The organism is Chryseobacterium endophyticum (assembly GCF_056333165.1).
The window spans coordinates 594789-607203 of sequence record NZ_JBWGXE010000002.1 but is presented as its reverse complement, the minus strand read 5'-3'; the positions used below and the strand labels follow the sequence as shown (position 1 = coordinate 607203).

Below are 12415 nucleotides of genomic sequence, written 5' to 3'. Positions count from 1 at the left end.
AATTTATGGTCCAAGAAATAGGTGCCTGATGAAAATATTAAATTCTAATGCATCCTCTGAAGCCTCGTGCTGCATAATAAGATTCTGCACCGTTATGGTAGGTAAAAACCGTATCGTATCTTCTGTCACAAAACAAAGCGCCTCCCATTTCCCTGATTTTCTCAGGTGTCCTGATCCAGCTTGATGTTTTGAGATCAAATTTTCCTGATTGCTGAAGTTGGCGGTATTGATCTTCCGTTAATATTTCGATACCCATTTCAGCTGCTTTATCTATTACATTACCTTCGGGTTTGTTGGCTTTTCTTGACGCCCAGGCCTGGTAATCATAGCAAAGGCTTCTGCGTTTCGGACTTTCCGGAGAGCAGTCGAAGAAAAGATATTCGTCCGTGGCCTTATTATAATCTACAACATCGGGTTCACCGTCCGTTATTTCCATTTCATGAAGGGACCAGAGCTTATCAGGATGATCTTCTAGTTTTTGCTGAACTTTTTCCCACTCAATTTTCTGATGTCTTTGTCGATTGTTTTCGAATCGGATCTTCAGAATTTCAATGAATTCAAGGCTTTTTTCAGGAGATAGTTTTTTAGTACTCATTGTTGGTTGATCGATTTTATTTTAAAAATCCAAAATACGAAAGTTTGTGTAGAATGTATTTTAAAGAGAATATTTTTTTCATTTTATCTACTCTTTTATTTCTATTATTTGAATATATGAAGAACCACAATGTAAATGAGCATTGTGTTGATGATCTTCTTTAGTTCCTTTTTAAATTTATTCAGCATAAATAAATCTGCCTTTATCGTTTATTTTAAATTTGTAAATATTTTTATATTCTGTATTAATATCATTGCAATAGTAATAATTATTTATAGTAATAATTTTATCATTATTTACACAAAAGTCTCTGTATCCGCTACATTCGCTGCTAAAAGTAGAGGCAATGATCAGATTGTCTATATTATTTTGTTTTTTGTCGAATGTTTGAATTTCAATTCTGGGTTGAATCATTTCTGAATCATATATGTATCCATAGAGAATGGCAGTAATCTCAGAATTTATAGTTAATTTTTTAATAGCATATGCATTTCCGTGATATAAATAGTGCATAAAATTCGATTGCTTATCCGATATAAAATCTACAGTATTTTTATGAAACTTTTTATTGATGTTTAAAACATTATCTCTTTTTAAATTATGATGAATTAAAAATGTATCTAAATTCGTTTGGTAATAGTTACTGGTCGGTAATGTGTCTACTTTGAAGCAATATGGTAAACGAAGTTCTTCCAAATATTCTTTACTCGCTTTTTTTATCACCGATTTATTACCAACAGAATGTTCTCTGAAATTTTTTTTAAGTTTATAATCATGTTTTATACATGATAGCATCAGAGTCACGATGAGTAGTATATATTTCATTATTCTTTAATTATTATACATTTCTTCTAATCTTGCCCATCCAAAGCTGTATAATAGCATAGTGAATATCAGTTGCAACAATTTCTGGGTTTTTTATAATTTTTTGGTCTCCTTTATAATCAGCATATGACGTGTAGGGACCAGGTTCATTATAAAATTTGTCATTCTTATTTTCTTTGATTCCAGTTAATTGCAAAATTCCTCTTCCTTTATAGATACTCTGACTTGAAGCATATTTACTTTTTGTTTCTTCTGACAATGTAAAGGTGCCTGTTTCTTCACAAACCTGTGCAAGAAAATGTATTTTCTGAATACAAGAATTAATTTTGTATTTATTTAATGTAGTATTTAGTTCTTTTGTCAGAGCTGCAAAAGATTTATCATTTATATTACATTCTGCTCTTTTACCACCTTTTAAAGCCTGTCCTTCCCATATTGTTTCACTTCCTTTCAAGAGCTTAATAAATTTTCTAACATCTTTTTCTTCAAAATCTCTATTGCAAAAGCATTTCTCTTGTTCCTCTTGCTTTTCTGTTGAAGCTCCTACAACACTCACACTTCTCCCTGTGTTTACAATAGGATCGGCACCCATTTGCTTTTTGTATTTACCTTTTATGACAACTTCCTCTATCAAAGTTTCACCATACACTTTCTTATGATCAATTACCTTTCCGTTCTCATAAGTCTGATGCACAATATAATCAGGGTTATCGACATGTACGTTTTCACTGCTTCTGCTTCCATATTTTTCGCTTTCTACCAAAACATAATATTCATGTATTTTGTCAGAACTTCCATCCATCACGGCATTTGCTATTTTTGAAAAATCTGCTTTCAGTTTAAATTCATGCCATAAAAATCCATTATCATTGGTGATTTTGATTACTTCTGCGACTTTATTTTTATCATTTTGTGTACTGTGCCCGGCTCCGCTAGCATCATCTTCGTAGAGTGTTAGTTTCAAAAACTTTTTCGGCATATTCTGCCTGTAAACTTTAACTTTTACAGACTGATTATACTTCAGAATTGTATTTTCCGTTATGGGAGTATCATCAGCCATAAAAAGATCCACCCGGCGAATTTTCTTTAAATCGCCTGTGATTACTTTTATTTTCATTCCCGGAGGTGCCTTCATTTCGGGTTCGTACAAATAAGCCTCAATCAGAAGTTCTTTTCCGACAAGTTTTTGATTAGTTATAGTGTATGAAACTTCATCGCCTTTTTTAAGAGGAGTAGAAGGATTAGATTTCAATTCTCTCCAGGAGCCATTTTCCTTGACATAAAATTTTCCATAATGCATTTTTTACTTTTTCATGGTCTTCCAGCCGATAGATTCTGCTAACCTTATAAAATGTTTTTTCACCAAGCTTAATTTCAGTATTTCCGCTAATTTGCGAAATTCCCCTTTTTGATTTTTCCATTTGTATTTTTTCTAATTTTACTCAAAATCGTAGATATAATCTTCCTCTTCAATTTCATTAAGAATCTCTTTAATATTAATAAGAGGATTCATTATGCTGATCTTTAAAGGATTTACGTTTTTAAGATTCTGCCTGCCGATTTCTACAGTTTGTCCATGCTTTAAAACTTTGATCATTCCACCAATGGAGCATTGTAGTTCGGACGCTTCAGTGATACAACTTTTACCCATTACTTTTACTTTTTCATAAGCTTTTATCCATTTTCCCACCGGGGAGAAACTACAGGGCTGCCCGTTTTTCACGGAACAGTTTCCGAATGGAGTATTTATAAGTGTAAATTGTACATAATCTTCGGTGACCGCTAAATAATCGACTTTTTCGTCTGAATGATTCCAATAATGTTTTTGAAGGCTAGTAACTTTAAAGTTGGGAAAATGGGTGCCTTTATTGCAAATGGCTTTTCCTTTTTGAATAACGAAATGTTTTCCGGTATGTTCTGAATGTTTCATCATTTATGGTTTTGTATAAATGGGGTATCATTTAATTTTACAAAAACCAAGAATGGAAAAAATACCTTTTTCAAATATAAAAATATTTTTCGAGTCATGATTCGTGAAGCAGAATATTTATGTTTACGGGCTTATAATGAGATAGATATGATGTAATATTAAGGGTCATTTGTTGCAATTATAAAAGTCCTATAATTTATATTATGTTAAATCGGAGATATTTCAAGCTTTGAAAAAACGTGGATCAAAATTAAAAAGACAACTCGTGTTGAGCTGCCTTTTGCTTTGGATTAAGTCTCCAAATCTTTGTATAATGATTTACTACTTTTATTTTTAAGATCTAAAGTTTTGCAGAAATTTTCATCTAAGATTTATTTAAATTTTAATTAAAAAAAATTATAGATTATGGCTGATTTCAGTTATTGTACCACACCAATTCTGGCTTTCACAGGAATATTGTACGTATTCAGGCTCGGCGTCTGTCCGTGGAAATCAAAATTTATATGCACTTCCGGGCGGAAAATCAGGCAATGCGTAGATCCTCCGAAATGAAATGTACCGATCGGATCTCCCTTTTTAACGTGATCCCCGACATTAACGGTAATCTCACAACTGGAAACTTCTGCCATTCCGATGGCTACAAAGCACATCAGGCCTATTTTATCGTTATCAGATTGAATAAAAATCAGTGCGCGTGCGGCTAATTCAGCAATATATCCCTGGGAATCATTCGGGCCTGCCGGATCGTACCCCTCAGCCGGAGCTTCTGAATAATAGGTTCCCGGTACATTTTCAATAGCAACCACTCTCCCATCTACCGGACTATTCCACCGATGATAGGTTTTGGCACACAAAAATGCCTGATAAACAGTACTGTTATCTCCGAATTCCCGCGCAAGATCATGATTGTCCATAATGTCGAGAAGTGAATAAGGCTGGCCTTTCATCCAGAATTTGTCCTTCATCATTGCATTGGTTACACAGTTGTAAGGTGCCGATTCGCAGGCATTCACAATTACCGATGGATCCTGATCCTCCACACTCACTTCACGTACTCCGGGATTGAATTCTCGCGTGAAGAAATCGTCCCAGCTTTTATACCCAAAATACGGCTGATCCGGTTGGCACTGATAATTGTAAATGAAATTTTTTAAAGCATCGTAAGGGTCATTGCCCTGTCCTCTTAGCGGATCCATGCTGGCAATAGCTTCGAGTGCTACCGGTGAAAACCAGCCGACAGGATTAGTATAGTCTGGCTGTGGCTGATCGATAGCACCATCCACCAATACATATCGGGAATCAGGAGATTCAAGGAAATTTTTCCATTCAGTCAGAATAGCGTACAGTTTTTCATTCACCAGTGAATTGGTAAAGGCCAAATACCCTCCCTGCGTTCCCATAGCCCAGTCCAGAATAGCATTAATAGGAAATCCTACCAGCCCGATCTGATCTTCTATCTGGCTGTAGCAGGGCCCTTCTCGAAGGATCTGGTTCATAATCTGTAGCATGGTCTCGAAGTTTTTTACCTGATCGTTGTATCCCTGAGGGATCTCATCATACATGCTGGTAAAGCTCATATAGAGCACGGCATCCTTATAAATGGCATTTCTTAGGTCTTCAACAGCGGGACTCAGAGAAAGAGGATTGGCATTTACCTGGGCGATTTTCTTTTCAATCCAGCGGTTCAGGAAATTTCTGTCGGAGGGAAGCCATTTTCCCACCCTGTACTTTACGTGATTCATAATGATGGTTTTTTCCTTACTCGTATGGCTTTTCAGGATGCGCCCCGTTTGTTATGGTATCTGGTCTCCATGGTTATTAGCTAGTGTAAATGTACACCGGAAAATAAGATTTTAACAAGAGTGATTTTACTCAAAAACAACTTTCAGTAGTAATACGGAATCTATAATCTTTTCGAAACAGGTTGCTTATATTTTAAAATGAATTAAATATTTGATTAACAATGCGGGCTGGTTCAATGAACCAGCCCGCATTGTTTAAGAGGTATAATTAGTACACGCTTGACATTATTTATATCTGCTCATGTTTTCAAACTGATGATAAGAATCTTTAATATGTTTTAAATGCTCAGAAACAATGTCCAGGCTTTCCTGACTTAGTTTTCCGCTGTCAATGGCATTCTGATAGGCATCAATCGCCGCTTTTTCTCCAAAGATTACATTTTCAATGGTCGATTCTTCCTTATTTCCCAAAGTGAAAGAGTTTTTAATATCGATCCATGTTCTGTGAAGTGCTCCTGCGACAGAAGGTGAATCCTCCGGTGTTTCACCATCATCCTGGATCAGATTGATCAGTTCGTTTTTCATCACTTTTGAGAGCGAGTTTAAACGGGCATACTCTGATTTTACATCGGGATAATTTTCCCAGACCTGCCCTTCCACTTTGCCAAAACCTTCAATTCTGTCGTTGGTGATATGCAGCAGGTCATTTAGTACTGATGCTTCTTCTTTATTTTTCATAAGATTATAAATTTGGTGTATCCAAGGTGGTACAAGAATTATACCCAGCCCATAAATCATGATACCACATCTTTACAACTGATGATTTCTCATATAAACAATTATTAAAGCAAAAACCAATTTATTGTATGTATTTTTGTGCTGAATTACAAAATTGGATATGAAAGATCAATTAAATATAAAAGCCGTATTTCTTGATATAGACGGCACGCTGATCAGTTTTAAAACCAACAAAATCCCGCAATCAACGCAAAATGCCATCATAAGACTTCGCGAAAAAGGAATTAAAGTCATTGTCGCCACAGGACGCTCCATTAATTCTTTAGATCACATCAGGCATATTACGTTTGACGGGTTTATAACATTTAATGGTACTTACTGTGTAACGACTGAAGGAAAAGTAATGTATAAAACATATATTGATTCCGCTGATGTAAAGAATCTGGTCAACTATGCACAGAATTTTCCGTTGAGTTATTCATTGATGTATGAAGACAAGGTTGAGATCAATGATGCTACGCCAGAGGTTGTGGGAATGTATGCTCACGTTAATCTGCCTGTTCCGCCTGTTCATGACAAAGAAAATATTGATACGGATCATGTGCTTCAGGCCAATATTTTCCTGAGACCTGAGAATGAAAGAACTTTTATGGAAAATATAATGCCCAATTCTTCGGCTTCGAGATGGACGCCTTTATTTGCCGATGTAAATCGTGGAGGGACTTCCAAAAGTACCGGGATTAAACACTTTTGTGAGTATTTTAATATTGATGTTTCAAAAACCATGGCTTTCGGAGACGGCGGAAATGATATCGAAATGCTGAAATTTACCCAGATCGGTGTAGCCATGGGAAATGCAAATGATCATGTGAAGGAAGTCGCAGATTACATTACTGAAGATGTTGATAATCATGGTATTGAATCTGCCCTCATCCATTTTGGTATTCTTTGATTTAAATTAAATTATTCTTCTCAATAATTGATTATTTTTTTGTGTGGTATCTGTTTTTAACGGATCTTTTATAAAAAGGCACAATATGTGTATATAATTAATCGAATCACTTAAAATATTTAGTTATGAGAAGTATATTATGGTTAGTCGCAGTCATTTGTATTGTGGTATGGCTTTTAGGAATGTTGGGTATCGTACCTGGAATGGATACGGGATATTTAGTTCATGTATTGCTGGTTATTGCAATCATTGTTGTTCTTTATAATCTGATATCAGGCAGAAGACCCCTTGATTAAGATCTAAGTAGAAAACTGAAAATAAAAAGCTGGAAATAGACCTTTACGTCATTATTTCCAGCTTTTTTTATTTATAATTTTAACTGAATTATTTCCCTGCTGCTTTGGCAGTACCTGTTGCGCCCAGCTTAGATTTTACAGCAGATGTGATATCTTCTCCGCCATCCATATAGGCAATATTGCTGTTTCCTTGTGAAGCTGCAACGTCAAATACATAGGCCAGTCCTTTTTCTTTGGCCACTGTTGAGATCATCCCGTTTACTTTTTGCTGGATCGGTGTAAACAGCTCAGTCTGTTTTTTGGAAATATCCTGTGCCGCTTTTGTTCTTGCCTCTTCAATACCTTTTCCCAAAGTCTGAAGCTCCGTCTGTGCAGCAGTAAGCTCCTTAACAACAGCTTCCTTATTCGCTTCACTGATGGTTTTTTCCTTATCCTGTGCTGCTTTCAGCTTGGTCTGGAAGCTTGCGATCATCTTTTCAATATCTGCCTGCTTTGTTTTTGTGTATGTGTCAAGAGAGGCTTCTGCCGTTTTTGCTTCAGGAAGAGTGGCAAAAATTTCATCAGAATTTACGTGGCCGATCTTCTGCTGTGCATTAGCCATATTGGTGGTCAGGAAAAGCACTGCTGCTATCGAAAATGTTGTGATTAACTTTTTCATCTTGTAATAATATATTTAATTTTTATCTTTTAAAATTCAGCAAATATAATAAATATAACTAAACACCTAGTGATATTGTTAAAAAGAAGCCCGGAATAGTTCCCGGACTTCTATTGAAAGTATAAACGTAAAAAGAGATTATTAAAAATTATATCGTAATCCCAGTTGAGCCTGGAACCTTGAAGCAAACTGATCAATCGTATAAGGTAATCCCGGCGTGGTAAAATTATACGTCGGATCTCCTGCTGAAGGCTGCCCCGCTGCGATATTTCCTGTTTTTGTAAGTCCTACGCTTGATGTAGAGTTAAAGGTATTGGGCACGAAATACACTTTACCCCAGTCTTTATTCAGCAGGTTGGTAAGATTAATAATGCTTAAAGAGATCTGAAGCGTATTCTTCGATTTCTGGCTCAGCCTGATCTCATCCATGATCCTGAAGTCGGCCTGGATATTCCATGGCGTGAAATCTCCGTTTCTTTCGGTAAATTTCCCTCTTCTGCTGTTCAGGTATTCATTGCTGCTGATGAATTTCTCATAGTCGGCCACCTGCTGTGCTGCGGAAACAAGGATATTTCCTGAAGCATCTTTTATGGGAACGATATATTTCGCGGCTTCGGCTGCATCTTTAAAAATATAGGCCAGACCTGCCGCCTGTCCCGTATTGGCGATCGTACTGTTTACAAATCCCCAGGTAAAAGGATTTCCCGACTGTGCGTTGAAGTAAACATTAGCCGATAATCTGTTAGATTCAGAAAGCGGGAAGCTATACCCCAGATTGGCTACGACCCTGTTCTTGATCGCAAAATTAGATGTCGACAGTTTCGGATCGTTTGGGGTAAGCGACTGGTTCATCTGCCAGTTGCTTTCCATGGAGTTTCTGATTCCGTTGGTGATATCTTTTGCGTCCCCGTACGTATAGGCTACAAAGAAATTCAATCCGAAATTATAAGCCTTTGAAAGCTGTGCCGTCAGGTTGTACCGGTAGCCTTCTTTGGTATTGGAAAGCATATAGGCATTGGAGAAATTGCTGTTGATATTCGTCGTGTAGATCGGCATCTCATGATTGGTATCATAGCTGAAATACGTTACATTATCCGTCTTATTTACCTGCTGGAATTTAAGATCATAAAGAACTTTCGTATAAATTCCTTCGAGGGTAAGTTTGTATCCGGACAGAATATAATCGAAAGCTAGAGAGCTTCTCCATACTCTTGGCATTTTAAAATTATTGTCAATTAAATCCACCTGGACTTTTGAAGAATTCTGCCATTTCGGGAAATTCCCGCTTGTAAGGGGATCACCGTTGGCTGCCAGCTGAGCAGCGGTAGGCGCATTATAATCGTAGCTTCCGAAACCTACCCCATCATTATAGTAGGCATACCCCAGCCATGCAAAAGGAATTCTTCCCACGAAAATACCTGAACCTCCACGCAATACAACAGATCGGTCCTGGGTAAGATCTAAATTGAAGCCTAATCTTGGCGAAAGTGTAGGCTTATTAAGATAGTCGTTGGTAAGCTGGCTAAGCGGTGTGTAAGTATAAGTATTTCCATAATTCGGGTCTGCGGGAGAAGAAGTTACTTTTGGGCTCAGGACCGGTTTGTTCGGAAGATCGGTGTAATCGACGCGTACTCCCGGGGTCAGTCTCAGTCTTCCCAGGTTGATTTCATCCTGAAGATAGGCGGATAAAAGATTAACCTTATAATGAGCATACGGATTATCAAAAAGGCTTTGTCGGTCTGCTCCGTCAAAAGAATAAGTCCCTCTGATTCTTGCCGGATTGGAATTATAAAAATCATTTAAGCTTTTATAGGAAATCCTTCCGTTCAGGGCATTCACAAAGCCGTAATCGATATTGTACAATTCGTTGTGGGTTCCCAGTAAAAAGGTGTGATGTCCTGTTTTATAGGTAAGGTTGTCCGTAATCTCGAAGGTTTTCTGCTTCATGTTGAAGACGGTGGCTTCCCTGTCGTTTCCTAACAAGATCGTTCCGCCGTTGTAGGCAATTTCCACCTGTGGGAACATGGCATTCTGGGAAGTCGGGTCCCGGTAATCGTGGATCGATGAATAACCCAGAACCAGATTGTTGTTCCAGCGGTCGTTAAAGCGGCTTTTCAATTCCAGCGTTGTGGTGGAAGCCGTATTTTTCTGAACGAAATCCATGCTTGAGAAACGGAAATTGGCGCCATCCCGTTCAAGATTCGAAGCCTGGGAAAATACCGTGTTGTTTTTAATGGATAAAGTGTGCTTATCATTAATTTTCCAGTCCAGTTTATTGAAAAGCTTGGCACTTTCGGAGAAGTTGTTGTACTGATCAAATGTTCCGGCATTGAAACCGTATTTATTTTTAACGAAGTCGGCGACCTGCTGGGCAACGGCAGTCCCTACCAGAGATCCCTGATCTCCGGCGTTGTAGAATACGGGATCCGTTCTTTTGGTGTATTCAAGATTGCTGAAAAGGAATACTTTATCCTTCACAACCGGCAGGCCTACCCTTCCTCCATAGATGAAATCTTCGAATGATCTGGGCATTTTAGAATTGTCTCCTACACGATTGTTACCGGTAATGGCTGCATTTCTTCCGTACATATAAAGAGATCCTTCCACATTGTTGCTTCCGCTTCTTGTTACGGCGTTAATGCTTCCTCCGAGAAAATTTCCCAGCTTCACGTCGTAAGGCGCGATATAGACCTGTACATCCTGGATGGCATCCAGACTGATGGAGTTGGAGCGCGTGCTGCTTCCCGGCATTCCCGAAGTTCCGGTCTGTCCGCCCAATGAAGGGCTGAAGCCGATGGCATCATTATTTATCGAACCGTCAATCGTGACATTATTGTATCTGAAGTTGGTTCCGTTGAACGAGTTGTTGGCACTTTGGGGAACCAGTTTCGTTACATCCTGGATTCCCCTGTTGATATTCGGCAATCCTGAAATCTGTGCCTGGCTGATGCCCACTCCGAATTTGGCAGTCGTAGACCTTTTGGAGGTAAGCTTTACCTCATCGATTACCTTTTCCTTATTGCCGATCTCTACCACGGGAAGATCATTGTTTCCCAGAGAAAGCTGCACATTTGTGTTGGAATAAACGGTGGTGTTTCCGTCTTTGATCTCAATTGAGTAAGGTCCGCCAGGCTGCAGGTTGTCCAGGCTGAACTGCCCGTTCTTATTCGATTTGGTTTCGAAGACACTGTTGGTGGGAACGTGAATTACTTTAATCGTCATTTCGGAATTCGTACCCCGCAGTCTCCCGAAGATCTTAGAACTTGTTTCCTGAGAAAACACAAGGCTGAAAGATAATAATGCAATAGCACAGATTACTTTTTTCATTTTTTTATACTTCAAATTTGTACCACAAAAGTATTCTGAAGTCACGTTGCAGCCTGTTAATATACAGATAACATTACATGACATAATGCTTAACATTTCCTTAAAAAAAAATTAAAAACATTCGTTTGGATAATTCATTTTTTTAATTCCAGCCTCTTTGTATTTGATGAATCTCCCTGTTTATCGGCTGTATGGCTTTAATTTTTATTTAAGCTTTTTGTAACATTTAATTATTCATAGGCCTTTCATAAAAAAAGCCTCCGCTGGGGAGACTTTCAGGAGAACAGTTGTATGTTATTCCGGAACCTGCGCCTTCTCATAGATCAGGCCTTCCGATTTCAGCTCTTTCCAGAAGTCGGAAGGGATATTTTTACCGAGAGCTTTCATATTATCTTCTACCTGTTCCGGTTTGCTAGCTCCGGGAATGATGGAAACAAATTCGTCGGCTGCCAGGACAAACTGCAGGGCAGCATCTACAATATCAATATCGTATCTTTTAGCGATCTCTTCGATTTTATCACGCTTTTCAGTCATGCCTTTCGGGATAACGTCTTTATAATTATATCTCGGTCTTCCATTGATAAATCCTGAATTATAACCTGCCCCTGAGACAAGCTTTACCCCTGCTTTCTTCACCGCCGGAAGCAGCCTGTCCACCGCATCTTCATGTTCAAGGATAGAATACTGGGTAGCCGATAAACAAATGTCAGGATCCGCAGAATCAATGCAATCGAGGATAGGTTCTATTTTATTGACTCCCATTCCCCAGGCCTTGATGACGCCCTGATCTCTCAGTTCCGATAATACTTTAAATGCCCCTTCCCTCGCCTGTTTCAGGAAATACGGATAGCGGTCGCCCACCTGGTCTTCCGAAAGATCGTGAACGTAGACAATATCAATATGGCTGAGTCTTGTCCGCTCCAGGCTTTCTTCAATCGACCTTTTAATGGCATCGGCAGTATAGTTGTGCTCGAAGTCGAAATGAAGAGGATCCTGCCACATGGTCGGTGGCACCTCATCTTCCGGAACTTCCACAAATAATCGTCCGACTTTGGTGGAAAGAACAAACTTATCGCGATTCATTCCGTGCAGGAAATTTCCGAATCTCCTTTCGCTTTTCGTAAGTCCGTACCATGGCGATGTATCGTAATACCGTATCCCAAGGTCCCAAGCTTTTTGCAGCACTTCATAAGACTGCCCGTCGGTAAGCGGTTCGAAAGCGGTTCCTATGGCGACTCCGCCTATTCCTAACCTGTGTTTTTCCGTTAAAATGTCTGATTTCATGTGATAATATTTAATGATTTGGTTTCTTATCCGGTACAAACATTGTGCAGATAAGCATGTAAAAGAGA

General features: G+C 38.5%; 12 protein-coding genes. 2 read left to right on the top strand and 10 right to left on the bottom strand.

Annotated features, from left to right (window positions below; genetic code table 11):
* Window positions 1-37: 37 nt before the first annotated feature.
* From AC0N32_RS07175 to AC0N32_RS07145, 7 genes are all read right to left on the bottom strand, one after another.
* Window positions 38-595: a DUF4256 domain-containing protein gene (locus AC0N32_RS07175; RefSeq protein ID WP_476393173.1), complete on the bottom strand. Its 558-nt coding sequence runs from the start codon at window positions 593-595 to the stop codon at window positions 38-40.
* A 177-nt stretch (window positions 596-772) separates the two neighbouring features.
* Window positions 773-1420 carry a hypothetical protein gene (locus AC0N32_RS07170; RefSeq protein ID WP_476393172.1) on the bottom strand — a complete coding sequence of 216 codons (648 nt, stop codon included), beginning with the start codon at window positions 1418-1420 and terminating at the stop codon, window positions 773-775.
* Window positions 1421-1433: 13 nt separating this feature from the next.
* Window positions 1434-2720, bottom strand: coding sequence for a hypothetical protein (locus tag AC0N32_RS07165; protein ID WP_476393171.1), 1287 nt, complete (start codon window positions 2718-2720; stop codon window positions 1434-1436).
* The gene (locus AC0N32_RS07160) at window positions 2662-2841 is read right to left on the bottom strand and encodes a hypothetical protein (RefSeq protein ID WP_476393170.1); all 180 of its coding nucleotides are present in this window, start codon (window positions 2839-2841) and stop codon (window positions 2662-2664) included. Before AC0N32_RS07160 ends, AC0N32_RS07165 begins: the two co-directional genes overlap by 59 nt.
* 17 nt (window positions 2842-2858) lie before the next feature.
* Window positions 2859-3353, bottom strand: a complete 495-nt coding sequence (locus AC0N32_RS07155; protein ID WP_476393169.1) for a DUF4280 domain-containing protein — start codon at window positions 3351-3353, stop codon at window positions 2859-2861.
* A 416-nt stretch (window positions 3354-3769) separates the two neighbouring features.
* Window positions 3770-5092 (bottom strand): phophatidylserine decarboxylase associated domain-containing protein, encoded by a 1323-nt coding sequence (locus AC0N32_RS07150; RefSeq protein ID WP_476393168.1) that lies wholly within the window; start codon window positions 5090-5092, stop codon window positions 3770-3772.
* Window positions 5093-5377: 285 nt separating this feature from the next.
* A complete protein-coding gene (locus AC0N32_RS07145) occupies window positions 5378-5830 on the bottom strand; it encodes a PA2169 family four-helix-bundle protein (protein WP_476393167.1) in 453 nt (150 codons plus the stop codon).
* A gap of 160 nt (window positions 5831-5990) precedes the next feature.
* Between AC0N32_RS07145 and AC0N32_RS07140 the strand changes: the two genes are divergently transcribed.
* The gene (locus AC0N32_RS07140) at window positions 5991-6782 is read left to right on the top strand and encodes a Cof-type HAD-IIB family hydrolase (protein WP_476393166.1); all 792 of its coding nucleotides are present in this window, start codon (window positions 5991-5993) and stop codon (window positions 6780-6782) included.
* Window positions 6783-6907: 125 nt separating this feature from the next.
* A complete protein-coding gene (locus tag AC0N32_RS07135; protein ID WP_283422814.1) occupies window positions 6908-7078 on the top strand; it encodes a lmo0937 family membrane protein in 171 nt (56 codons plus the stop codon).
* Window positions 7079-7166: 88 nt separating this feature from the next.
* On the opposite strand, the gene AC0N32_RS07130 is transcribed toward AC0N32_RS07135, so the two are convergent.
* From AC0N32_RS07130 to AC0N32_RS07120, 3 genes are all read right to left on the bottom strand, one after another.
* The gene (locus tag AC0N32_RS07130) at window positions 7167-7736 is read right to left on the bottom strand and encodes an OmpH/Skp family outer membrane protein (RefSeq protein ID WP_476393165.1); all 570 of its coding nucleotides are present in this window, start codon (window positions 7734-7736) and stop codon (window positions 7167-7169) included.
* A 141-nt stretch (window positions 7737-7877) separates the two neighbouring features.
* Window positions 7878-11063, bottom strand: coding sequence for a TonB-dependent receptor (locus tag AC0N32_RS07125; protein ID WP_476393164.1), 3186 nt, complete (start codon window positions 11061-11063; stop codon window positions 7878-7880).
* A gap of 294 nt (window positions 11064-11357) precedes the next feature.
* Window positions 11358-12347, bottom strand: a complete 990-nt coding sequence (locus AC0N32_RS07120) for an aldo/keto reductase (protein WP_476393163.1) — start codon at window positions 12345-12347, stop codon at window positions 11358-11360.
* Window positions 12348-12415 lie beyond the last annotated feature (68 nt).